This window comes from Streptomyces sp. NPDC006610 (assembly GCF_040611575.1).
In the GTDB taxonomy this organism is placed as follows: domain Bacteria; phylum Actinomycetota; class Actinomycetes; order Streptomycetales; family Streptomycetaceae; genus Streptomyces.
The window spans coordinates 1-23,188 of sequence record NZ_JBEXOP010000045.1 but is presented as its reverse complement, the minus strand read 5'-3'; the positions used below and the strand labels follow the sequence as shown (position 1 = coordinate 23,188).

General features: G+C 74.5%; 22 protein-coding genes. 14 read left to right on the top strand and 8 right to left on the bottom strand.

Features of this window, described 5'->3' with window-relative positions:
- Positions 1-144: 144 nt before the first annotated feature.
- A complete protein-coding gene (locus ABZY13_RS28410; protein WP_356635682.1) occupies positions 145-351 on the bottom strand; it encodes a hypothetical protein in 207 nt (68 codons plus the stop codon).
- A 120-nt stretch (positions 352-471) separates the two neighbouring features.
- Between ABZY13_RS28410 and ABZY13_RS28405 the strand changes: the two genes are divergently transcribed.
- The gene (locus tag ABZY13_RS28405) at positions 472-795 is read left to right on the top strand and encodes a hypothetical protein (protein WP_356635681.1); all 324 of its coding nucleotides are present in this window, start codon (positions 472-474) and stop codon (positions 793-795) included.
- Between the two features lie 120 nt (positions 796-915).
- Positions 916-1,203 (top strand): GlsB/YeaQ/YmgE family stress response membrane protein, encoded by a 288-nt coding sequence (locus tag ABZY13_RS28400; protein WP_356635679.1) that lies wholly within the window; start codon positions 916-918, stop codon positions 1,201-1,203.
- An 81-nt stretch (positions 1,204-1,284) separates the two neighbouring features.
- Here the strand turns inward: ABZY13_RS28400 and ABZY13_RS28395 are convergent, their stop codons facing one another.
- Positions 1,285-2,172, bottom strand: a complete 888-nt coding sequence (locus ABZY13_RS28395; protein ID WP_356635677.1) for a Gfo/Idh/MocA family oxidoreductase — start codon at positions 2,170-2,172, stop codon at positions 1,285-1,287.
- A 336-nt stretch (positions 2,173-2,508) separates the two neighbouring features.
- Here ABZY13_RS28395 and ABZY13_RS28390 point away from each other — a divergent pair, with 336 nt between their 5' ends.
- From ABZY13_RS28390 to ABZY13_RS28350, 9 genes are all read left to right on the top strand, one after another.
- A complete protein-coding gene (locus ABZY13_RS28390) occupies positions 2,509-3,435 on the top strand; it encodes an alpha/beta hydrolase (protein WP_356635675.1) in 927 nt (308 codons plus the stop codon).
- 221 nt (positions 3,436-3,656) lie between these two features.
- Entirely contained in the window at positions 3,657-7,175 is a 3,519-nt protein-coding gene (locus ABZY13_RS28385) for a LuxR family transcriptional regulator (protein WP_356635673.1), read from the top strand.
- Between the two features lie 62 nt (positions 7,176-7,237).
- Complete coding sequence (locus ABZY13_RS28380) at positions 7,238-8,512, top strand: helix-turn-helix domain-containing protein (RefSeq protein ID WP_356635671.1); 1,275 nt, start codon at positions 7,238-7,240, stop codon at positions 8,510-8,512.
- Positions 8,513-9,605: 1,093 nt separating this feature from the next.
- Positions 9,606-10,388: an ABC transporter ATP-binding protein gene (locus ABZY13_RS28375; RefSeq protein WP_356635669.1), complete on the top strand. Its 783-nt coding sequence runs from the start codon at positions 9,606-9,608 to the stop codon at positions 10,386-10,388.
- On the top strand, positions 10,385-11,185 hold the full coding sequence (locus tag ABZY13_RS28370) for an ABC transporter ATP-binding protein (protein ID WP_356635667.1): 801 nt from the start codon (positions 10,385-10,387) through the stop codon (positions 11,183-11,185). The genes ABZY13_RS28375 and ABZY13_RS28370 overlap by 4 nt, the downstream gene beginning before the upstream one ends.
- The gene (locus ABZY13_RS28365) at positions 11,182-12,078 is read left to right on the top strand and encodes a branched-chain amino acid ABC transporter permease (protein WP_356635665.1); all 897 of its coding nucleotides are present in this window, start codon (positions 11,182-11,184) and stop codon (positions 12,076-12,078) included. Before ABZY13_RS28370 ends, ABZY13_RS28365 begins: the two co-directional genes overlap by 4 nt.
- Before the next feature lie 46 nt (positions 12,079-12,124).
- Positions 12,125-13,246 (top strand): branched-chain amino acid ABC transporter permease, encoded by a 1,122-nt coding sequence (locus ABZY13_RS28360; protein ID WP_356635760.1) that lies wholly within the window; start codon positions 12,125-12,127, stop codon positions 13,244-13,246.
- Positions 13,243-14,520, top strand: a complete 1,278-nt coding sequence (locus ABZY13_RS28355) for an ABC transporter substrate-binding protein (RefSeq protein WP_356635663.1) — start codon at positions 13,243-13,245, stop codon at positions 14,518-14,520. The genes ABZY13_RS28360 and ABZY13_RS28355 overlap by 4 nt, the downstream gene beginning before the upstream one ends.
- 206 nt (positions 14,521-14,726) lie before the next feature.
- Entirely contained in the window at positions 14,727-15,554 is an 828-nt protein-coding gene (locus ABZY13_RS28350) for an SAM-dependent methyltransferase (RefSeq protein WP_356635661.1), read from the top strand.
- Between the two features lie 54 nt (positions 15,555-15,608).
- Here the strand turns inward: ABZY13_RS28350 and ABZY13_RS28345 are convergent, their stop codons facing one another.
- Together ABZY13_RS28345 and ABZY13_RS28340 are read right to left on the bottom strand one after the other, a co-directional pair.
- Positions 15,609-16,529, bottom strand: coding sequence for a helix-turn-helix transcriptional regulator (locus ABZY13_RS28345; RefSeq protein WP_356635659.1), 921 nt, complete (start codon positions 16,527-16,529; stop codon positions 15,609-15,611).
- A gap of 93 nt (positions 16,530-16,622) precedes the next feature.
- Entirely contained in the window at positions 16,623-16,844 is a 222-nt protein-coding gene (locus ABZY13_RS28340) for a DUF397 domain-containing protein (RefSeq protein ID WP_356635657.1), read from the bottom strand.
- Between the two features lie 228 nt (positions 16,845-17,072).
- On the opposite strand from ABZY13_RS28340, the gene ABZY13_RS28335 reads away from it, so the two are divergent.
- From ABZY13_RS28335 to ABZY13_RS28325, 3 genes are all read left to right on the top strand, one after another.
- Positions 17,073-17,615 (top strand): hypothetical protein, encoded by a 543-nt coding sequence (locus tag ABZY13_RS28335; RefSeq protein ID WP_356635655.1) that lies wholly within the window; start codon positions 17,073-17,075, stop codon positions 17,613-17,615.
- Positions 17,616-17,749: 134 nt separating this feature from the next.
- Positions 17,750-19,516: an ABC transporter ATP-binding protein gene (locus ABZY13_RS28330; protein WP_356635653.1), complete on the top strand. Its 1,767-nt coding sequence runs from the start codon at positions 17,750-17,752 to the stop codon at positions 19,514-19,516.
- A 112-nt stretch (positions 19,517-19,628) separates the two neighbouring features.
- Positions 19,629-19,868 carry a DUF5133 domain-containing protein gene (locus tag ABZY13_RS28325; protein WP_356635651.1) on the top strand — a complete coding sequence of 80 codons (240 nt, stop codon included), beginning with the start codon at positions 19,629-19,631 and terminating at the stop codon, positions 19,866-19,868.
- A 15-nt stretch (positions 19,869-19,883) separates the two neighbouring features.
- Here the strand turns inward: ABZY13_RS28325 and tgmB are convergent, their stop codons facing one another.
- The 4 genes from tgmB to ABZY13_RS28305 all read right to left on the bottom strand — a co-directional run bounded on the left by tgmB (position 19,884) and on the right by ABZY13_RS28305 (position 23,013).
- Complete coding sequence (tgmB, locus tag ABZY13_RS28320) at positions 19,884-20,867, bottom strand: ATP-grasp ribosomal peptide maturase (protein ID WP_356635649.1); 984 nt, start codon at positions 20,865-20,867, stop codon at positions 19,884-19,886.
- A gap of 16 nt (positions 20,868-20,883) precedes the next feature.
- Positions 20,884-21,075 carry a putative ATP-grasp-modified RiPP gene (tgmA, locus tag ABZY13_RS28315; RefSeq protein WP_356635647.1) on the bottom strand — a complete coding sequence of 64 codons (192 nt, stop codon included), beginning with the start codon at positions 21,073-21,075 and terminating at the stop codon, positions 20,884-20,886.
- A 333-nt stretch (positions 21,076-21,408) separates the two neighbouring features.
- Positions 21,409-21,726 carry a YkvA family protein gene (locus tag ABZY13_RS28310; protein WP_356635645.1) on the bottom strand — a complete coding sequence of 106 codons (318 nt, stop codon included), beginning with the start codon at positions 21,724-21,726 and terminating at the stop codon, positions 21,409-21,411.
- Between the two features lie 114 nt (positions 21,727-21,840).
- Complete coding sequence (locus tag ABZY13_RS28305) at positions 21,841-23,013, bottom strand: hypothetical protein (RefSeq protein WP_356635643.1); 1,173 nt, start codon at positions 23,011-23,013, stop codon at positions 21,841-21,843.
- Positions 23,014-23,188 lie beyond the last annotated feature (175 nt).

The window sequence follows — 23,188 nt, the reverse complement described above, 5'->3', positions numbered from 1 at the left end:
GGGCCGGGCCGATGCGCCGGCCGTACCGTTCCGGCCGCTGGAAGCGGCCCGGACACGACGTGATGCGCGACGCCCGGCCGGGACGGCCGGGCGTGGACGGACGACCAGGGCGCGCCCCTGGTCGCCTTCGGCGCGGGCGCCCGGTTACGGCAGCAGCTTGTCCATCGCCGCCGGACCCTCCTGGTCCAGCTTGCGGCGGGCCCATTCCAGGTTCTTCGGGGTGATGTCCTTGCCCGAGGCGAGGACCAGATCCTCGGGGGACACGTCGGTGCCGGTGCGGGTGTGGAGCAGTGCGTCCGGGGTGACGCGGTCGGCGGGCTGCCGGGAAGCTTCGGGCTGTGGCGTCGACATGATCTCTGCTCCTCCGGTCCGGGGATGTGCTTCGGTCCCGTGTACCCACAGGGGCGACAGGGTCCACTAACACCATTCATCCCCGAGGCGCGCCGCGCATCCGGAGGCCAGGCTGGGCGCATGGGATTCGAGAACGACACCTGGTACGTGCGCAGCGGGGACGACCTGGTCGGGGAGATCGCCGTCGACGACGCCGACTTCCCGTGGCTGGCCGGACGGTTCACCCCCGGCCCGGCCTACCCCGCCGTACGGGACCTGTTCGCCCGCGAACTGGCCCTGGCCGAGCGGGACGACGGGGACGACGACGGGCACTGGCGGGAGTGGGAGACGGTGTACGAGGAGATCGGCCGGCGCGTCTCGCTGTCCTCGCCGGACGGCCCCGTCGCGGACTTCCTGCTGCACATCCGCGGCGACCGCGCCTGGTTCCGCTGGCGCGAGGCCTGAACCGCCGGGCCTGGGGAAACCGTACGGCACCGGACCCGGGGGTCACACATTCCGGGTTTGATGGCGCAATCTCGGCGCATCCGGTAAGGGAACACATTTCCGAAGGATTGTGGAGGAGCCGTGGGCATCATCGCCTGGATTCTGATCGGACTGCTCGCCGGTGCGATCGCCAAGCTGCTTCTGCCGGGCAAGGACCCGGGCGGAATCATCGTCACCATGCTGATCGGCGTCGCCGGCGGTCTGCTGGGCGGCTGGCTGGGGAAGGTCATCTTCGGCGTCGACTCCATCGACGGGTTCTTCGACCTGTCCACCTGGATCGCCGCGATCGTCGGCTCCCTGATCCTGCTCGTGCTCTACCGGGCCATCGCGGGCGGCGGCGGCCGTCGGCACACGCACCGTCACGCCTGACGGGCGAGGCGCCCGGAAGGGCCGCACCGGCCCGGCTACGCGGGGGCACGGAACGCATCGCCGTTCCGTGCCCCCGCGCCGTCAGGTCGTGGACCGGCCCAGCTCCTCCTCCACCGCGGCGAGAACCTCCGTCACCCGCAGCCCGAACGCCGCGTCGCACGCGTGCGCGCGCCCGGTGCGCGCCGCGGCGAGCAGCGCGTCGGCGGCCCGGCCGAACGCGGTCACCGGCGGGTCGGCGGCCTCCGGCAGATACGTCACCCCGGACTCGCCGCGCAGCTCCACCAGCGCTCCGGCCGCCGCGGGCGGCGCGTTCAGGCTCAGCACCAGCGTGCCGGTCGCGCCCCCGGCGTGCTCCAGCACGGCGTGCACCGTGCCCTCGGCGCCGCGCGCGGCCGCCGCCACGCGCGTCACGTCCCCGAGGACGGGCAGCAGTACGGACAGCGCGTGCGGGCCGACGTCCCACAGCCCGCCCTTCTCCCGCCGCCACGGTGACGCGGCGAACGGGCTGTCGCTGGTGAACACCGCGCCCAGCCACTGCGCCCGCGCGACGAACCAGCCACCCCGCTCCGTCTGTTCGGCGATCCAGGCGTCCGGCTCCGGCTGGAAACGGGTGGTGAAGAAGACGACCGAGGCGACCTGCGCCTCCTCCACCGCCTCGACCACGGCCCGGCCCGCCTCGACCGACACGGCGACGGGCTTGTCGAGCAGCAGATGACAGCCCGCCCGGGCGGCCCGCACCGCCAGTTCCGCCTGGATCGCCGGGGGCAGGGCGACCGCGACGGCGTCCACGTCGGCGAGCAGGGCGTCCACGTCCTCGTAGGCGCGTGTGCCGTGACGTTCCGCCAGTTCCCTGGCCGCTTCGGGGCGGCGGCCCCAGACGCCGGTGAGTTCCAGCTCGTCGTGCCCGCTCAGGGCGGGGGCGTGGACCATCCCCGCCCAGGGGCCGGTGCCGAGCAGTCCGATCCGCATGCCGCTCCTCTTCCCTCGTCACAGTGGTCGTTCCTGCCCGGCGAGCGTTTCACACCGGCGCGACGGCGGCACAGCCGAGGCCCGGCCACGGGGGAGGGGCCCGCGGGGACGGGACGGGGGAGGGACGGCCGGCGCGAGCCCTCGTCCGGCGCGTCGGTCGAATCCTCGTCGATGACTGGTGACATTGCCGGTCCCCGGGCCGGTGCTTCCCGCCGACAGTGGCACGGCCAGCCAGTCGGCGGCGCCCGCCCCGCGCACCGCGGGGACCGACCCGTGTCGTGTCCCCGAGTGCCGCGTGCGGTGGGCGGCTCGCCACGACCGAGAGGACGACTCGTCGTGCAGCAGCACTCCGTCCCCAGCACCGCTTCCCCCGCCACCCGGCCCTTCCGGCGCACCGGCCGGCTCGCCGGCGCCGCCGCGGCCGTCGCCGCCGTCGTCGGGCTCACCACCCTCACCGGGCCCGGCGCGCACGCCGCGGACAACCCCTACGAGCGCGGCCCGGCCCCGACCAACGCCAGCATCGAGGCCACGCGCGGCCCCTACGCCGTCTCGCAGACCTCGGTCTCCTCCCTCGCCGTCACCGGCTTCGGCGGCGGCACCATCTACTACCCGACCAGCACCGCCGACGGCACCTTCGGCGCCGTCGCCATCTCGCCGGGCTTCACCGCCTACGAGTCCTCCATCGCCTGGCTCGGCCCGCGACTGGCCTCCCAGGGCTTCGTGGTGTTCACCATCGACACCAACACCACGATGGACCAGCCCGACTCCCGCGGCGACCAGCTGCTGGCCGCGCTGGACTACCTCACCCAGCGCAGCTCCGTGCGCAGCCGCGTCGACAGCACCCGCCTCGGCGTGATGGGCCACTCCATGGGCGGCGGCGGCAGCCTGGAGGCGGCCAAGACCCGGCCCTCCCTCCAGGCGGCCATCCCGCTGACGCCGTGGAACACCGACAAGACCTGGCCCGAGGTCAGGACGCCCACCCTGATCGTCGGCGCCGACGGAGACACGGTCGCCTCGGTCTCCAGCCACGCCGAGCCGTTCTACAACAACCTGCCCTCCACGCTCGACAAGGCGTACCTGGAGCTGAACAACGCCTCGCACTTCACGCCCAACTCGTCCAACACGACGATCGCGAAGTACAGCATCAGCTGGCTGAAGCGCTTCATCGACAACGACACCCGCTACGAGCAGTTCCTCTGCCCGCTGCCGCGGCCGAGCCTGACGATCGAGGAGTACCGGGGCAACTGCCCGCACACCTCGTGATCCGCTCCTGATCCGCGGGTGACGAGGCGGCGGCCGCACCTCGGCGGCCGCCGCCTTCGCGTTGGGCCACTGCACGGGCGGACCGGCGCCTCGTTGGGCGCCCGCACACGTCGTACGTCCCCGGCGGCGGGAGAACGGGCAGGTGACCGCCCGGATACGCCGCCGGGGCAACCTGGACCCGACCCTTCCACTACGCGTTACCCGCGCGTAACGTCGCGGGAATGACCGGACAGACGACCGCGAGGACGGCACCCCGGCTCCACGGACGCGACAGCCAGCTGCGCGCCCTTGCCGCGCTGTTGGAACGGATCGGGACGGGCAGCGGCGTGCTCGTCGTGACCGGGGAACCCGGCCTCGGCCGCACCGTCCTCCTCGACCACGCCGCCCGCTCCTTCTCCACCGGTCCCGTGCTCCATCTGCGGGCCGACTCCGCCGGGACACCACGGCCCTACGACGGCCCGCACGCGCTGTGCAGGGCCGCGGCGGCCCTCACCGGCAGCGACCGCGCCGCCCCCGACGGCCGCCCTCCCGCCCCCGGCCGCACTCCCACCGGCGGTCACCCTCCCGCCGGCGGCCTCCAGGATGCCGAGACGGTCGCCCGGACCCTGCTCGAAGCGCTGCGGGCCGCGGCCGGACCCGCCCCGCTGCTGGTCTGCGTGGACGACGTGCACCTGTGGGACGCCCCGTCCCGCGCCGCGCTCGCCGGGGCCGCCCGCCGACTGCACACCGCCGGCCGGGTGGGCCTGCTGCTCACCACGGGCGGACACCGGCCCGCGCCCGACCGGGAGCTGGCGGGGCTGCCCGTCCTCGCCCTGCACCCCTTGTCCGACACGGACGCGGGCGCGCTGCTCGACGAGGCGACCGGCGGCGGCGTGACCGGCCCGGTCCGCGGCGAACTCCTGACGGAGGCGGCCGGGAACCCCGCCCTCTTGCTGGCCCTGCTGGACCGGCTGTCCCCCGAGCAACTGGCCGGCCGCCGGACTCCGCCTCGTCCCCTGGCCGACGCCGCCGTCCTGACGAGCGTCGCCGGATACCGGCCGGGCGGGACCTGGACCGAAGCGGACGACCTGGCGCTGACCGTGGCCGCCGCCCTGCGCGAGGCGGACGCGCAGTCCGCCGACGCCGGCCTCGTCCTGACCGCCCTGGGACGCCCCGCGCCCGTCCCCGAGACGGTCGTCGCCGCCGACGGCGGCTTCCACTTCGCCTCCGACCTGGTCCGCCGGGCCTGCTACGCCGCCGCGCCCCCCAGTCGGCGGCGCGCCGCCCACCGCGCGCTCGCCCACGCCCACGAGAGCGCCGGACGCCGCCCGGCCGCGCTGCTGCACCGCGCCTGGGCGACGACCGCGCCCGACCTTCCCGTCGCGGCCGAACTGTCGGCGGCGGCCGACGACCCGGCGCTCCCCGCCTCCCACCGACTGCGCGCCGCCGCCCACGCCCGCGCCGCCGAACTGACCCCCGCGCTGCCCCTGCGCGCCGCGCGCCATGTGGCCGCAGCCGAGCAGGCCCTGCTCGCCGGCAGCCCCCGCCGCGCCCTCCGGCTGCTCGCCGAGGTCCCCGACGGCGTGGTCCCGGCAGCGGTCCGCGGGCGCGCCGAACTGGTGCGCGGCCTGGCCGAGCGGTACGACGGCCCGGTGGCCGACGCCCACGCCTCCCTCCTGGCCGCCGCCTCACTGCTGGCCGCGGACGACCCCCCACGCGCGGCCGCAGCGGCCCTGGCCGCCGCGGACGCCGCCTGGACGGCCGGCCGCATCACGGACTGCCACGAGGCCCTGACGGCCGACGACCCGGCCGGCGCCATCGGCCGTCTGCGACTGCCGGGTCTGGAGCCGCCGGTCCGGCCGGCGTCGGCGGGCGTGGTCGCGGCGCGCAGCGCCGGTCGCCGTGAGGCAGCTGAGGAGGTGTGCGCGGTGTGCGGGGCGCTGTCCGGGGGCGACCGCGAGGTGGTGTGCGGAATGCGCGGTGCTGGCCTGTCCGGGGGTGAGCGAGTGCGGTCCGCGGGATCGGTGTCCGCGGCACCGGTGTCGGCGTCGGTGGGGTGCCATGCGGCCGGGGGAGAGGGACGCGGCGGCTTCGGTGCGGACGCCGCCTCCGGCGGGGGCTGTCCCCGGTCCGTGCCGCGGGTGACCGGCGGCGAGGGGTTCGGAGGGCTGGAGACGGAGGGTGTGCGGCGCGACGGCTTCGGTGCGGACGCCGCTTCCGGCGGGGGCTGTCCCCGGTCCGTGCCGCGGGCGGCCGGTGGTGAAGGGCTCGGCGGGCCGGAGGCCGCGTCGCGGGCGACCGGCGGCGACAGGCCGGGCATGCCCGAGGCCGCAGGCGCGCGGCGCGACCGTCTCGGTGCGCAGGCGCTGCCAAGCCGGGACCGCCCGCGTACCGCCGCGGCAGTCCTCGCCGCCGGCGACAGGGGCCGCACGGCGGACGGCCTGCCCGCCTTCGACGTCGCCCGTCCTGCCCCGGCCGCGGCGAGCGGGAGCATCCCGCACGCCGCCTCTCATGCTCACGGGCACCGCCCGCTCACCGTCGCCGCGGCCCCTGATCCGACCGCCGACTACCGGGTCGGCATGCGGGCCGTGCTGGAGGCACGGTTCGACCGGGCGGCGGCCCCCCTCGGCCGGGTCGTCCGGCACGCCCTCGCCGCCGACGACGCCGAGGCCCTCCTCCGCGCCGCCGCTGCGGCGCTGCTGCTCGGCGACGCCGCCACCGCCGCCCGTGCCGGGGCGAGGGCGCTCGCATCGGCCCGCACCCACGGATCCGGCGCCGTCGAACCCCGGGCGCTGGAGTACCTCGCCTACGCCGAACTGCGCGCCGGCTGCCACGCCCAGGCCCGCACCCACGCCGAGGAGGGACTGCGCGCCGCCGAACGGGCGGGCCAGCGCAACACCGCCGCCCACCACCACGCCGTACTCGCCCTGGCGGCGTCGATCGAGGACGAGTCGGCCGTCGTCGCCCACCACGTGACCGCCGCGCTCGCGACGGCGCGCCGGCACGGACTCGCCCAGGCCGCCGCGCTCGCCCACTGGGCCGCGGCCCGCGCCGACCTGGGCCGTGGCCGTCCCCTGGAGGCGGCCGACCGGCTCGGCCCGCTCGTCCTGCCCGGACCGAGGCGCGGCCACTTCGCGGTGTGGATGCTCGCCGTGCCCTGCTTCGTGGAGGCGGCGGTGCTCGCCGGACGCCCCGACGACGCGCGCACCGTCGTCGGCGAGTTCGCCGCCTGGGCCGGCCTGGGCGCCGACCCGCAGGCCCCCGCCCTGCTGGAACGCTGCCACGCCCTGCTGGCCGCCCCCGACCGGGCCGACGCCCTCTACCTGCGCGCCCTCGACCTGCACGACGCCGCGGCCGGGGACTTCGAACGGGCCCGCACCGAGCTGGCGTACGGCAAATGGCTGCGGCGCCGGCGCCGGCTGCGGGAGGCGCGGGACCGGCTCGGGGCCGCGCTGATGGGTTTCGAGCGGTGCGGCGCCGGCGCGTGGGCGCAGCAGACCCGGGGCGAACTGCGGGCCAACGGGGCGGCGCCGAGCGGCGACGGGGCCGGCGCCCTGGACCGGCTGACGCCCCAGCAGTGGCGCGTCGCGCGGTGTGTGGCGGCCGGCGCCACCAACCGCGAAGTGGCCCGCACGCTGTCCGTCAGCACCCGGACGATCGACTACCACCTGCGCAATGTCTTCGCGGTTCTGGGGGTGCGATCCCGGGTCGAGCTGGCGCGTATCGTCGGCCGCGCCGAAAAGTCCGGTGCACAACCCTAGGGACCGACCGGACGGTATGCCATCCTTCGGGGCAGCACGAGTCACCCTGGGGGAGGACCGCGATGCAGCCAGCCCTTCGGCCGAGAACGACGCTGCGGCCCGGACCGGGAGCCGTCCCGCCCACGCGGACGCGCACCGGCCGGTCGTTGATGGACGCGGACGCCCTGCGCGTCCTGCACCGCGCTGCCCGCGTGCTGCTGGACGACCTGCCCGAGCTGACCGACCGGCTCGTGGCCCAGCTGCAGGAGCAGGAACCCGCCTACCGGTCCGCCGTGGCGAGCGATCCGACCGGGACCTGGCAGGAGGTGCACCGGTCCCTGCGGCACAGCGTGGCCTCGCTGCTCGACCCGCGTGGCGCCCGGGACGCCGCCCTGCGCTGCTCCTGGCGGATCGGCGCCGTCCGCGCGGAGCAGGGGCTGCCGCTGGACGCGCTGCTGCACGCGTTCCGGCTCGGCGGCTCGCTGGTCTGGCAGGGTCTGGTCGAGGAGACGGCACGGTCGGCGCCGGAGGACGTACGGCTGCTGGTGCACGTGGCGTCCGACGTGTGGAACTTCGTCGACGAGCACTGCACCCTCGTCGCCGATGCCTACCGGCAGGTGGAGCGGCAACTGGCCTGGCGGCGCGAGAACCGGGCGCGGCTGCTGCTCGCCGCGCTGCTCGACGGCACCAGCAGGATCGCCGACCTGCCCGAGGCCGCGAGCGTGCTCGACCTGCCCGAGCAGGGGCGGTACGCCGTCGTGGCGGTGGCCGCCGGGCCGGCCGTCCTCGGCACCGGTGAGGTCAGGGCCGCCGCCGTGCCCCCGGGTGTGCAGGTGCACTGGCACACGGGCGCGGAGGTGGACTACGGCATAGTCCTGCTGCCCGAGGGGGAGTCGCCGTGGGCCGGGGGTGACACCGTGGACACCGCTGCGGGGGTGCGGATCGGCATCGGCGGTGTCGTCGAGGGGCTGGCCGCGGTGGGCGACGCCCGCAGACTGGCGGACACCGCGCTCGAGATCTGCCCCGAGGAAGGCGGCACGATCAGATTGGACGAGCACCTTCCCGCGGCCCTCGTCGTCTCCTCCCCGGAGCTCGGCGCGGCGCTCGCCGAGCAGGTCCTCGGACCGTTGGACCGGCTGGAGCCGGCCGACCGCGAGGTCCTGCTGGACACGCTGGCGGCGTGGTTCGCGTGCGACGGCTCCGCGCAGCGGGCGGGGCGGCAGCTGTACTGCCACCGCAACACGGTCCTGAACCGGCTGCGCCGCTTCGAGCAGCTCACCTCCCGCTCCCTGGCCCGCCCGTCCGACGTCGTCGAGATCAGCCTGGCCCTGACGGCCCGTCGCCTCCTGCGCGACTGAGGACGACTTTCGGCCGACTTCGCCAGGAGTCCAGGGACCCGGAAGCCCCAAAGCCCAGCGGTCCAGGAGGCCGGGCGTCGCGGCTCGGGCGGCGAGCCCGTACGCCGGGCGGGCGCGCCTCCCGCGGGTTCCGGCCCGCCGCCTGTGGCATCCGCCCAACGCCCGACGCCCGACGCCCGACGCCGGTCGCGTCCGGCCCGACGCCCGTCGGCGTCCGCGCGGGGCCCCGTGAGGTCGGCGTGCGACGGCTGCGATGGCGATCCGGCGCCCGGGGTGCGCTCCCGGCCCACCTGCCGCCCGCGGGTTCCCGCTCGGGCCGGCTGCTCGGCGCTGTGCTCGGGATGTCCCCGCACCCCCTGCAACCGCCCCGGTCGGGGCGCTCGGCACCGCACCCGCCGCGTGGGGACCCCGACCCCGTCGCGCCCTTGGCCGTCCCGTGGGTGGGCCCGCCCCTTCGCGGGCGTCCGCCGACCCGCCGCGTCCGCGCCGACACGGCGGGTCGTGACCTCCCCGGCCACTGCCGCGTCGAACGCGTCCGTGCCGCGGTCCGGTGACGGCGCTTCGAGCCGTCTCGCGCGACTCGGTGCCGACTTCGCCCACGGCGACCGCGCCTTCGGGCACCGGGTCCACGCCACCTCCGCCCCCTCCCGCACCGCCCCGCACGCCCCTCGCGCCCGCACGCCCAGCCCCGGAGCTCCACCACCTGCCCGCCCCGGACACCCGCCCCGGTTGGGCGCTCGGCCCCCGCCCGCCGCACGCGGGCTCCGGTCCCGTCACACCGCCGCCTACGCGGCCCGCCGTTTCGCGCCCGCACGTCCACCGGCGGGCCCACCGCCCCGCCCACTGCGACACCTCCGCCTCCATGCCGCGCACCCCGACCGGCCCGCCCCGCAGCCGGGTCCCGCCCCCGCAGCCGACCCCCGTCCCCCGCCCCCGCCGCCCCCTGGGCACCCACACAAGCCCACCGCCCCCCCGTTGTAACCGCGCAGCGACCACCCGCCTCAGCCTGTACCGGCGTCGGCCCCCCGTGCTGTCGTGAGCGCTCATTCCCCCGAAGCCCGTGCCGTCCGTGGCGCGGATCCGAGGAGCCGTGATGCCCGAAGCACCACCGGACGAGCAGACCGCTCTGCGCGTCGAGAACCTCGACGTGACGTACGGCCGTTCCCTGTCCGCCCTCCGTAACGTGTCCCTCACCGTCCCGCCCGGCGGCGTGGTCGCCCTGCTCGGCGCCAACGGCGCCGGCAAGTCGACGCTGCTGCGGGCGGTGTCGGGGACGCTGCGTCTGCACCGCGGCGCGATCACGGCCGGCCGCATCCACTACGGCGACACCGCGCTCGACGGTCAGGACCCGGTCGCGGCGGTCCGCGCCGGCGTCGTCCAGGTCCCCGAGGGCCGGCGCGTGTTCGCCGGGCTCACCGTCGAGGAGAACCTCCGCTCCGGCGGCCTGGGTCTCGGCCGCCGCAGCCCCGCCCTCGTCCGGGAGGCGCGCGACCGGGTCTTCACGCTCTTCCCCCGCCTCGCCGAGCGCACCGGCCAGGCCGCCGGCCTGCTTTCCGGCGGCGAACAGCAGATGCTCGCGATGGGCCGCGCCCTGATGGCCGCCCCCCGCCTGCTGCTGCTCGACGAGCCCTCCCTCGGGCTCGCCCCGCTCATGGTGCAGCGGATCGCCGAGGTGATCCGCGAGATCAACGCCCAGGGCACCGCCGTACTCCTCGTCGAGCAGAACGCCGGCATGGCGCTGTCCCTCTCCGACCACGCCCATGTGCTGGAGGTCGGCGAGGTCCAGCTGTCCGGCCCCGCCGACGAACTGGCGCGCACCGACGCGGTGCGCCGCCTGTACCTGGGCGAGGCCGCCGACGACCAGGGGGCGGCGTGACGACTCGCAGCTCCACGCCACCGGTCCTCGAAGTCCGCGACGTCACCGTCCGGTTCGCCGGACTCACCGCCCTCGACGGCGTCTCCCTCACCGTCGCCCCGGGCACCGTGCACGCCGTCATCGGCCCCAACGGGGCGGGCAAGTCGACCTGTTTCAACGTCCTTTCGGGCCTGTACCGTCCGGCAGCCGGCTCCATCCGGCTCGGCGACGTGGAACTGACCCGGCTGGCCCCGCACCGGATCGCAGCGCTCGGCGTCGCCCGCACCTTCCAGAACATCGTCACCACCGAGGGCACGGTCGCCGACAACCTGATGCTCGGCCGGCACGCCCTGTCCCGCGCCGGATTCGCCGCCAGCGCCCTGCGCCTGCCCGGCGCCGTCCGCGAACAGCGCGAACACCGGGCGCGAGTCCGGGAGATCGCCGAACTCGTCGGTCTCGGACCGCACTTCGACACTCCCGTCGCGGTCCTGTCGTACGGCGACCGCAAGCGCGTGGAGTTCGCCCGCGCCCTGTGCCTGGAGCCCCGCGTGCTGCTGCTCGACGAGCCCGTGGCCGGCATGAACGCCGAGGAACGCGCCCGCACCGCCGAGGTGGTCCGCGACGTGCGCGCCCGGCTCGGCCTGTCGGTGGTCCTGGTGGAACACGACATGGGCCTGGTGATGCGCCTGGCCGACGAGGTCACCGTCCTCGACTTCGGCCGGCGCATCGCCCACGGCACCCCCGAAGAGGTCCAGCGCGACCCCGAAGTGCTGCGCGCCTATCTCGGCACCGGCAACCCCGAGGAGGAGGCGGCATGACCGAACTGCTCGACCACGTGCTCAACGGGCTGGCCCTCGGCTCGGTCTACGCCCTGGTCGCCCTGGGCTTCGTGATCATCTTCAAGGCGTCGGGCGTGCTCAACTTCGCCCACGGTTCCCTGCTGCTGCTCGGCGGCTACCTCACCGCCGTACTCCACGACGACCTCGGCTTCGCGGGCGCCCTCGCCGTCGCCGTCCTGGCCACCGCCCTGGTGGCCGGCGCCGTCGACCGGCTCCTGCTGCAGCGCGTCGGCCAGGACGCCCAGGCCGCGCACGTGGCCACCATCGTGACCATCGGCGTCGACATCGTGCTCGTCACCGATCTGGCCCGGCGCATCGGCGGCGACCTGCTCTCCCTCGGCGACCCCTGGGGCGACGCGGTGACCGAACTGGGCCCGGTGACCGTCGCGGACAGCCGGATCGCCGCCATCGCGGTCTCCGCCCTCGTCATCGCGGGCGTCTTCGCCCTCTTCCGCTTCACCTCCTGGGGCCTGTCCCTGCGGGCGGCGGCGGAGGACGTCGAGGCCGCCTCCCTGATGGGCGTCCGGCTGGTGCGGGTGCGCACCATCGCCTGGTGCCTGGCCGGCGCGCTGGCCGCGCTGGCCGCGGTGTTCCTCGTCGCCTTCCCCGCGCCCGGACTGGAGCGCACCACCGGCCAGATCGCCCTCAAGGCATTCCCGGCCGCCGTCCTCGGCGGCATGGCCTCGCCCACCGGCGCCCTGGCCGGCAGCCTGCTCATCGGCCTCACCGAGTCCCTCGTCGCCGGCTACCAGACCCAACTCCACGTCCTCGGCGAGGGATTCGGCGATGTCGCCCCGTACGCCGTGATGGTTCTGGTGCTCCTCGTGCGCCCCACCGGACTGTTCGGCGCGAAGGGAGCCGTCCGTGTCTGACCACCAGCCCGCCCGCGCCCCCAAGGCCGGCCCCGCCCGCCCGGGCATCCCGGCCCCCCGGCGCCTGCTCGCCCTCGCGCTGCCCCTCGTCCTGCTGTGCGCCCTGCCCTTCTACCTGGACGCCTTCTGGCTGCGCATCGGCCTGTTCGCGATGGCCGCCGCCATCGGCGCCGTCGGCCTCAACCTGCTCTCCGGCACCGCCGGCCAGCTCTCCCTCGGCCACGCCTTCTTCCTCGCCGTCGGCGCGTACGGCTACTCCTGGCTGGCGGGCGACCCCGGGCTCGGCCTGCCGCCCCTGCTCGCCCTGGTGCTGGCCGTGCTGCTCACCGGCGTCGCGGGCGGCCTGTTCAGCCCCGTCGCCGGCCGGGTGCGCGGTATCTACCTCGGTGTCGCCACCCTCGCGCTGGTCTTCCTCGGCCACCACATCCTGCTCACCGCGGACTCCGTCACCGGCGGCTTCAACGGCCGCTCCGTGCCGCCGCTGACCGTCGGCGGGTTCGCCTTCGACGACACCTCCGAACTGACCGTGCTCGGCGTGCCCTTCGGCGCCGAGGAACGGCTGTGGTACCTGGGGCTCGCGCTGTTCGCCCTCACCTGGTTCACCGCCCGCGGACTGCTGCGCGGACGCCCCGGCCGCGCCCTGGTGGCCGTGCGCGACAGCGAGACCGCGGCGGCCGTGATGGGCGTCGACGTGGCCCGCTACCGCTCGGCGGCGTTCGTGGTGTCCTCCATGTACGCGGGACTCGGCGGCGCGCTGCTCGCCCTGGGCTTCCGCCGCATCGTGCCGGACTACTTCGGCCTGCTGCTCTCCGTCGACTACCTCGCCATGATCGTCATCGGCGGCCTGGGCTCCGTGGCCGGCGCCACCGCGGGCGCGGTCTTCGTCACCGCCCTGCCCCTGCTGATGACGCGCTACGCCGACCAGCTGCCGTTCGTCGCGGCGCCCGGCTCCGGCGACGGATCGGTCGGCCCCACCGAGGCCGCCCGCTACCTCTACGGCGCGGCGATCGTGCTCGTACTGCTGTACGCGCCGGACGGACTGCACGGCCTGACCGGCCGGCTCCGCGCCCGTCTGAGCCGGAGGCGAACCCGGCCCCCGGCGACGGACTCCCCACCCTCCACTCCTCCACCCGCCTCAGCCGTTCGAGCCAAGGAGCACACCCCGTGAACCTCACGCACCACAGAACCCGCACCTCCCGCATCCTCCTCGCCTCGGCCTTGTCGGCTCTGCTCATCGCGGCCACCGGCTGCAGCTCCAAGGGGGAGGACGAGAAGCCGACGGCCGGCGCCGACGGCGTCAAGACCGGCCCCGGCGTCACCGAGAAGACCATCCGGCTGGGCGCCCTCACCGACCTGACCGGCCCCTACGCCACCCTCGGCAAGAGCATCGTGCAGGCGCAGCAGATGTGGGCCGAGGAGGTCAACGCCGACGGCGGCATCTGCGACCGCAAGGTCGAGATCGTCGTCGAGGACCACGGCTACGACGTGCAGAAGGCGGTCACCGCGTACGCCGACATGTCCTCGGACGTCGTCGCGCTGCCCCAGGTCATCGGCTCCCCGGTGGTCGCCGCGCTGATCGACGACATCGAGAAGGACAAGGTGCTCACCTTCCCGCAGGCGTGGGCGGCCTCCCTGCTCGGCAAGGAGTCCGTGCAGGTCCTCGGCACGACCTACGACATCGACATGATCGCCGCCGTCGACTACCTGACCCGCACCAAGGGGCTGAAGAAGGGCGACGCGATCGGACACGTCTACTTCGAGGGCGACTACGGCGCCAATGCGCTGGAGGGCTCCGAGTGGGCCGCGGAGCAGGCCGGCCTGAAGGTCGTGGACCAGAAGATCAAGGCCACCGACACCGACCTGACCGCCCAGGTGTCGGCGCTGCGCGAGGCCGGCGTGAAGGCCGTCCTGATCAGCGCGGGTCCCGCCCAGACGGCGTCGCTCGCCGGCGTGGCCGCCTCCCGCGGACTGCAGGTGCCGATCGTCAGCAGCGCCCCGGGTTACGCGCCCCAGCTGATGAAGACCCCGGCCGCCAAGGCCCTGGAGGCCATGGTGCACGTGGTGAGCGCCGCGCCCGCGGTCAGCGCGGACATCGTCGGGGTACAGCGGATGGTCGCCTCCTACCAGAAGAAGTACCCGGGCTCGCCGGTCGACTCCGGTGTGCTGTCCGGGTACAACGCCGCCAAGCTGCTGGGCGACGACCTGGAGAAGGCGTGCGCGCGCGGCAGCCTGGCGCGTGAGGACGTGGTCGCGGCCCACCGGTCGCAGGACCGCGCCGACACCGGCCTCGGCACCCCGCAGAACTTCTCCGACGTCTCCCGCCCGGCGAGCCTGTCCGCCTACATCCTCAAGCCCGACGCCAAGGCGGTCGGCAACATCGTGATCGAGGAGGACGCCAAGGAGATCCCCGGCGCCGAGGACTACCTCGCGTCGAGGGGCTGACGACGGTGCCGCCCGGCCCGCGGCACGGGGCGCGGGCCGGGCGGCGTGCCATCGACGCGGAAGAGGACGGGCAGCGCGGCGGACGGCCGCGAGGCGTTCCGCGATCATGCGCACGCGGACTGGCACCGGCGATCGTCCACTCCCTAGGATGGCGGACTGCCCGTCGTTTCCACCGAGTTGGCGCTCGGCACCGAGCTGGGGGATGCATGCACACCGACAAACCGCTGTCCACGGAGATCGACGCCAACGTCCCGACCGCCGCGCGTATGTACGACTACTACCTCGGCGGCAAGGACAACTACGCCGCCGACCGCGCGGCGTGCGAGCAACTCGACCAGGTGGTCCCCAGCACCCGCCGGCTGGCGGTCAACAACCGCCGCTTCCTCCAGCGCGCCGTGCGGACGCTGACGCGGGAGTTCGGCATACGCCAGTTCGTGGACCACGGCTCCGGCCTGCCCACCCAGGACAACGTCCACCAGGTCGCACAGAGCGTCGACCCCACGGCGCACGTCGTCTACGTCGACAACGACCCGATGGTCCTGGTGCACGGCCGCGCGCTGCTGGAGCAGGACGAGCGCACCTGCGTGATCCACGCCGACCTGCGCAGGACCGACGAGATCTTCGACCACCCCGACACGAAGCGCCTGATCGACTTCGACGAGCCGGTCGCCGTGCTGTTCAACTCGGTGTTCCACTGCATCCCGGACAGCGACACCGACGGCCCGCAGGCCGTGGTCCGCCGGGTCGCCGAGCGGCTCGCCCCCGGCAGCTTCCTGCTGATGTGCCAGCTGGTCAGCGCCGATCCCGAGGTCCGCGCGTTCGTCACCGACTTCATGCACCGGGCCACCCAGGGCAGCTGGGGCCGCGTCCGCGAGGAGAAGGACGTGGCCGCCCTGTTCGAGGGACTGGAGATCCTGGAGCCCGGACTGGTGGAGGTCTCCACCTGGCGCCCCGACTCCGAGGTGTCCGCGCCCCGCCAGCTCACCCACGAGTGGATCGAGTTCGGCGGCATAGGCAGGATTCCGCCGAAGTAGCCCGGCCCGCGGGCCGTGGCGCAGCCTCCCGAGCCGGCCGCCGGACGGGACGGCTCAGCCGGCGGCGTAGCGGCTCTCCATGGTCCGCTCCAGCAGGGCCAGCGACTCGCGCGGCGTGAGCGCGTCGTCGGCCAGCCGGTCCAGGACCAGACGGTACTGCTCGGTGTCGTCACGGTCCTCGAGGAAGTTCGCGCTCTTGATGTGCTCCAGATAGACGACGTCGGGCAGATCGAGGCCGTCGAAGCGGAGATAGGTGATCGGGAACGACGGGGCCGAGGCGTTGGTCACGTCCAACGGCACGATCTGCACGGTGACATGGGGGCGGCGGGCCATCTCGATCAGATGGGCGAGCTGCTCGCGCATCACCTCGCGGCTGCCGAGCACGCGCAGCAGGACCGCCTCGTCCAGGATCGCCCACAGCTGCGGCGGATCGGCGCGGTGCAGCAACCGGGCCCGCCTGGTGCGCAGTTCGACCCGGCGGCGCACCTCCCGCGGTGACGCGACCGGCAGTCCGCGCTCCACGACCGCCCGGGTGTACTCCGGGATCTGCAGCAGGCCGGGGACGTGCTGTATCTCGAAGGTGCGGATCGCGGCCGCTCCCTCCTGGAGCCCGACCAGCCGGTCGAACCACTCCGGCATCAGCCGCTTGTCGTAGCGCTGCCACCAGCCGGGCTCACCGGCCCGCCGCAGCAACTCGAGCAGCACCGACGTCTCGTACTCCTCGACGCCGTAGAGCCTGAGCAGCGCCCGGACGTCGGCCTCGGTCGGCGGCCTGCGGCCCTTGCCGGACTCGATCCGCGACAGCTTCGCGGGGCTGAAGCCCACTTCCCGCGCGGCCTGGTCCTGGGCGAGCCCGGCCTCCTCGCGCAGGCCCGCGAGCTGCACGCCGACGAGCATCTTGAGCAGGATCGGGGCGGGTTCGGCCCGGTCCAGATAGGGCCGGAGACGTGAGATGCGCTGCGATTCGGCGGACATCCTGGCTCCCTGCGGACCGGCGGAAGTGACCGTCACGTTACCGTACTTCGCCGGTCCGCAGCAGACGGGGACGCCCTGCGACGAGCGGGGGTCCTACAGGAGATGGTCGAACTCGCCGTCCTTGGCGCCCGCGACGAACGCGGCCATCTCGGCGGCCGTGTAGACGAGCGCGGGACCGTCGGGATGGCGGGAGTTGCGCACCGCGACGGCCCCGTCGGCCAGAGCGGCGACCTCGACGCAGTTCCCCTCGGCGTTGCTGTGGCGGCTCTTGATCCAGCGGGCGTCCAGCGCGCTGGCCCGCACTCCGTTCGGCATCGGTGACACCGTGACCTCCCTGGCGTTGGCTTGGCCGAAGACCTACCCACATTCTCGCGCAATTTCTCATGCAATTGCACGGGCGCGTCGGCGACGTGAATAATGGCCGCGGCGCAACCCACGGAGGGCCGACCGATTCTGACGTCGCATCAGCGACCGCGCCGGGAAAGAGGCCGGCTCCGAAGGTCCTCCCCGTCCACATGACCGCCCGCGGAAAGGCCGGAAGCCATGCCCACCGCTTCGACGGGACAGCAGAGCGACGAGCGCACCGACCGCGAGACGACGACGGGCGTGCCCCGGGTGCCGCCCCTCGGCGCGCTCGGCGAGGTGCCCTGGCACGAGCTGCGGGACTCCAGCGGCTCGGCCGCCGCCGTCCCCCTGCTCCTCAACAGCATCGCCTGGGGCGCCACCGACACCGCCCACTCCGCCTTGGACGAGCTGCGCGGCCGTGTCTGCCAGTACGGCTTCGTGACGGAGCAGGCCACCGCGGCCACCGTGCCCTTCCTGTGGGAACTGGCCCGGATCCCGCAGGTCGCCTGTCGGCCCGGGATCCTCGGTCTGCTGCGGAACATCGCCGACGCCCGCCAGTGGGAGCACACCGCGGCCGCCTACCCCAAGCTGCTCAACCACCGCGAGAACCACGTCGTCTGGGAGCGGGCAGCCCGCGACGCCGTGCACGCCGGACGCGGCGCCCTCGCGGCCCTGCGGTGCGACCCCGACCCCGAGGTCGTGCGCGCGGCCGGCGAACTCGCCCTCGCCCTCGGCGACTGACCGGGCCGGGCGCCCGGCCCGGTCTCATCCCGCGGACGGCACCCGCGCCGTGGGCCCCACCCGGTGTACCTCTGATCGCCGTGGGCAGGAAGCGCTTGCCCGCCACCAGGACAGACCGGAGAGGACCACCGCGGATGGCGTCGCTGTCGGAGCGCCCACTCGACCACCGCTACCAGGGTGAACACCCGGTACGCACACTCGCCTACCTGTTCCACGCCGACCGCTGGCGGCTCGCCGCCGCCGTCGGAGTCTTCACCGTCAAGCACAGTCCGGTCTGGCTGCTGCCGCTGATCACCGCGTCCATCATCGACACCGTCGTCCAGCACCAGCCGATCAGCAGACTGTGGACCAGCACCGGGATCATCATGTTCATCCTGGTGGTCAACTACCCCCTGCACGTCCTCTACGTGCGACTGCTGTACGGCAGCGTCCGCCGCATGGGCACCGCCCTGCGCTCCTCGCTGTGCACGCGGATGCAGCAGCTGTCCATCGGCTACCACTCGCGGATGAGCGCCGGCGTCCTCCAGGCCAAGGTCGTCCGGGACGTGGAGACCGTCGAGCAGATGGTCCAGCAGACCGCCGAGAACGGCCTCGGCGCGCTCACGGTCCTCACCGGCGGACTGATCATCATCGCCGTCCGCACCCCCGAGTTCGTGCCCGTCTTCCTCATCGTCGTGCCCGCCGCCGCGATTCTCGTGGCCCGGCTGCGGTCCCGGCTGCGCTCCCACAACGAGCACTTCCGCCACGAGGTGGAGGCCCTGTCGTCCCGGGTGACCGAGATGACCCGGCTGATACCGGTCACCCGCGCCCACGGCCTGGAGGGCAAGGCGCTGCGCCGGATGGACGGCACCCTGCACCGGCTGCTGGCCTCCGGGATGCGCCTGGACCTCATCAACGGCAAGTTCGGCTCGCTGGCCTGGGTCCTCCTCAACGTCGTCGGCGTCCTCGTCCTGGCCGGCGCGGCCCTCATCTCGTACTACGACGTCTGGGGCGTCACCCCCGGCGACGTCGTCATGCTCAGCGCCCTGCTGACCACCCTCACCGGCTCCACCACCACCCTGGCCGGCCTGGCCCCGGTGATCACCAAGGGCCTGGAGTCGGTCCGCTCGGTCGGCGAGGTGCTCCAGGCGCCCGAACTGGAGGACAACGAGGGCAAGGCGGAACTGACCGAGCTGCGCGGGGCGGTCGCCTTCGAGCAGGTCGGCTACGCCTACGACGGCGGGCGGGCCGCCGTACGGGACTTCACCCTGTCGGTGCGGCCCGGCGAGACCATCGCCCTGGTGGGTGCGTCGGGCGCGGGCAAGTCCACCGTGCTCAACCTCGTCATCGGCTTCATCCGCCCCACCTCCGGACGGCTGCTGCTCGACGGCGCCGACATGAACACCCTCGACCTGCGCACCTACCGGCGGTTCGTCTCGGTGGTCCCGCAGGAGTCGATCCTCTTCGACGGCACCATCCTCGAGAACGTCGCCTACGGCATGGACGACACCGACGAGGAGACGGTCCGCGCGGCGCTGCGGGACGCCAACGCGCTGGAGTTCGTCGACCGGCTCCCGCAGGGCCTGGACACCCTGGTCGGCGAGCACGGCGCCCGTCTCTCCGGCGGCCAGCGCCAGCGGCTCGCCATCGCCCGCGCCCTGATACGCGATCCCAAGGTGCTGATCCTGGACGAGGCGACCTCCGCCCTCGACACCCGCTCCGAGGCGCTGGTGCAGGAGGCCCTCGCCCGGCTGCTGCGGGGCAGGACCACCTTCGTCGTGGCGCACCGGCTGTCCACCGTGCGCGGCGCGGACCGGATCGTCGTCATGGGGGACGGCCGCATCCAGGAGATCGGCACCCACGACGAACTGCTGAGCCGGGGCGGCGCCTACGCGGCGCTGCACAGCGGCCAGGCAGCCTGAGCGGCCTGCCGGGCAACGGAATCGCGTCAATCGGACAGCGGTCCGGACGGAAGGTGATTGCTGTGGCGCATGCCGGGCATACGGAGCGCAAAGTTCGAGAGAGGGGCGCCCCGTGCTTGTTCCGGATCCGAAGGTCGTCAGAGAGCTGCTGACCCGGTATGCGTCGCTGCGCATCGCCCAGGCCGAGAAGGAGACGCCGGCGAGGGCTCGGGAGTTGGACGACGTCAGTTACACCCTGTGCGTGATGATGGGCGAGTGCGAGCTCAAGGACGCGATCGCAAAGGCCGACGCCCTGCTGACCGACGGCAGGACGCCGGACACGGACGGCGAGAGCGGGCTGCTGGCCGTGTGAGGCGGACCCACCCGGTCAGCGGACCGTCGTACTGCTGCCGTCGACCTGTCTCGGCAGGTCGCCCGGGGGACGGGCCAGCCACCGCGCGATCGTGCGGGCGATCGGCTGGCCCGTGTCCGCCTCCACGAAACCGAACTGCCCGGACTGGTTGCACTCCAGGAACCACCAGGTCCCGTCGGCGTCCTCGACGAAGTCGAAGGCGCCGTACGCCAGTTCGGCCTGTCGCATGTACGCCCGCACGCCCTCGGCGACCCGTGCCGGCGCCTCCACCGGCCGCCAGGGGCAGGGCCGGGCGGCGAACCGGCCGTCCACCTCGTCGGGATCCGCGTCCGGGGAGACCGCCTGCCGGGCGGCCAGCATCCGGGCGCCGACCACGGTGAGCCGGATGTCGGCCCGCTTGGCGATCCGCCGCTGGAGCAGGGTCGGTCCGAAGGCGACCGCCTCGAAGTCGGCGTCCGGGGCCACGCGGCTGGTCGGCACCGCGCGCGGGGGCTCCTGGGGGTGCGCCCCCGACACCGGCTTGACCACCAGGTCCGGGAACCGCGCCGCGAAGTCCCGGGCGGCCTCGGGAAGCGTCGTGATGAGCGTCGCCGGAACGGGCAGCCCGACGCGCTGGGCGAGCCGGAGCTGCCAGGGCTTGTACCGGGCCCGGCGGGCGGCGTCGGGGTGGTTCATCCAGCGGGTCCCGCTGCCGCGCAGCATGCCGTAGAGCGCCTGCCCGGACTCCTCGGTGAGCCACTCGGACGGCTGGGCCACCCGGGCGGCCGGGGTCCCCGGCCGCCGCACCCACACCGAACGCAGCGCGTCCAGGCTCACCAGCCGTCCGGCGGACGACAGATGGCCGCGGAAGCCGCCGTGTGCGTACTCGCCGGAGAGCGCGACCCGGCCGGTGAGGTCGGCCGGGTCCAGCCTGACCACCGGGACGCCGGCGGCGTTGAGGTGCACCACCACCATGTCCGCCGTGACGTCCTGCTCGCTGGTCAGGATCAGTACGGTCATCGTCGACGGTCCGCGGTCAGTCGTCGAAGTGCGTCTTGGAGCCGGCCGTGGACGTCGTGGTGCCCAGCTCCCGCAGCAGGGCGAGGTCGGTGGCGGCGATCCGGCCGTCGCGCAGCACGTTCAGCTGCAGTCCGGGGTCGTAGGCGTAGGGCGTGGCGACGGCCAACTCCGCCGCCGGGCGTGCGTAGTCGAGCGCGAACGGTTGCATCGTCTCTCCCTCGTGGGTGTTGCCCCGGCCGGGCCGCCGGCCTGCCATGTCGTCGTTTCCCGTGGGGTACGCCGGGGCTTCCATGGACTTATACGAGTCGAACGAGTGAATGGTTTCCTTACGCTCCGTGAGCGGCGGCGGTTCGGTCGCTCTGCACCTGAGACGGCGGAGGAGGCCCTCCGGTTGACCGATCGTGGAGCACGCGTACCGCACACCCGCCTCGACAGGCAGGCGCGTGGACGCGGGATGGGGCGTGAAGTGCTCGGTGGGGCGTGAAAGTGGTGCGGTTCTTCTCGGTGCGCGCCCGCGGCGGGGCGTGCATCTGCCGTGCCGTCAGGCCGCATCCCCGGGCCGGTGACCCGCGGGGGTGGCCCGGCGGCCGGTCGCGGCGAGGGGGGCGCGGAGCGTGCGCAGGGCGAGCAGGAGTACGCCGATGTCGTCGAGGTACACCGGGTCGGGCAGCAGGTCGGTCGGCAGAACGAAGTACAGCACGGCCCCCCAGAAGACCCAGCGGGGACCGGTCGGCAGCCCGGCGCGCCGCAGTCCGCGGCGTGCCCGGACCAGCCGGACGAGCAGCGCCACGGCCGCGGCGAGCAGGACGGCCGCGAGGAGCACGGCGACGACGACGAGCACGGTGGTGCTGTTCTCCACGGGCCCTCCTCAGTCCGGCGCGCACACCGGCGCGTCCCTTCCTTGAATGCCCGCATACGGTCCCTGTATTGCCTGCGGCACGCGGGTGTGACCCAATCGGCGTGCCCGCGCGGGTCAGCCGACGGTGTCGGTCCGCTCCCCGGGAGCCTCCTGGGCGGGCGCCGGGAGGGCGGGGCGGGCGGGGCGGGCGGACTTCCGGCCGGTCCGCAGCCGGTCGAGGGTGCGGGTGAGCTGCTGGAGCGGGGAGGCGCCGGCCGCCTCCCGCGTCTGCCCGGACGTCTGCGGCGGGGGATCGCCGGCCGACTCGCGGTAGGCGGCCAGCGCCTCGTGGGCCCGCTCCGCCGCCTCCCGGTACAGGTCCCGGGACCTGGTCATGGCCTCCAGCGCCTCGGCGTACATGGCGACGAGCGCGCGCTGGCGGTCGAGTTCCTCCTCCAGCGTGAGCAGGTGCCAGTCGTCGCGGAGTGCGGCGAGGACGGTGTCCGCGCCCCGGGGCAGCGGCCTCGCCGAGGCGGCGAAACGCCGCACCGCGTCGCTCAGTTCGGCCGGTTCGCTGCCGTCCAGGAAGACGGTCCGCACACAGAAGGCGGCGGCGTCGTAGCTCTCGGCGGCGGGTGCGCCCGGCAGCACCACGGCTCCGCCGCGGGGCACCTCGACGCCGAACTCCCGCAGCGCGTAGTTGACCTTCCGCAGCTGCTGGGGCGCGGCGCGGTGCTCGACCACCAGGTGGCGCAGGCCGGGGGGCATCAGCCGGGTCAGCGGCAGCAGACCGCGTGCGTCGGGCGTCATGGCCTCGTGCACCACGACATGAACGGCCCAGGAGTCCCGCGCGGCGGCCCGCAGCACCCGCCGCAGGTCCTTGTCGTCCTCGGGGAGCGCGTTGACGTGCCGCAGCCGCAGCCCGGCGTCGGCCGCGTGGTCCCAGCCGGTGCCCGGCGCTTCCGGCCAGAACACGGTCGCGGGCGACGGCCACCGCGGGTCCCAGGCGGCCTCGGCCTCGGCGGCCAGCACCCACTCCCGTTCCGCTCCGTCGTCCCCGGGCCCACCGGTGAGCGTGAGCCGGGCCCGCACCGTCACACCGCCGCCCGCCTCCCACCGCGCCTCGAACACCCGGTCCCCGGAGTCCTCGGCCGGGGGCAGTTCGAGGAAGGCGCGGATGGCCCCGCTGTCCTGCTGCTGTCGCAGTCGCCGGCAGAGCAGATCGTGGGCGCCGGATCCGACGTGGCGGCCGCGAGCCAGCCACACCGTGGGGGGAGTGGTCGTACGGACAGTGCTGGAGGTCGGCATGAGTCCATCTGTGAACGGGGGCGGGGGCGATTGCCAGTATCGTCGCCGCAGGTCGCCCCCGTTGACCCGGGGGTCACCCGGGAGGGTGACAGCGTCGGGTTCCGGCCCGGCGGACGCGTCCGCCGGGACCCGAACGCGGGCGTGGGGGGTGACCACAACCCACCCCGAAACCGCC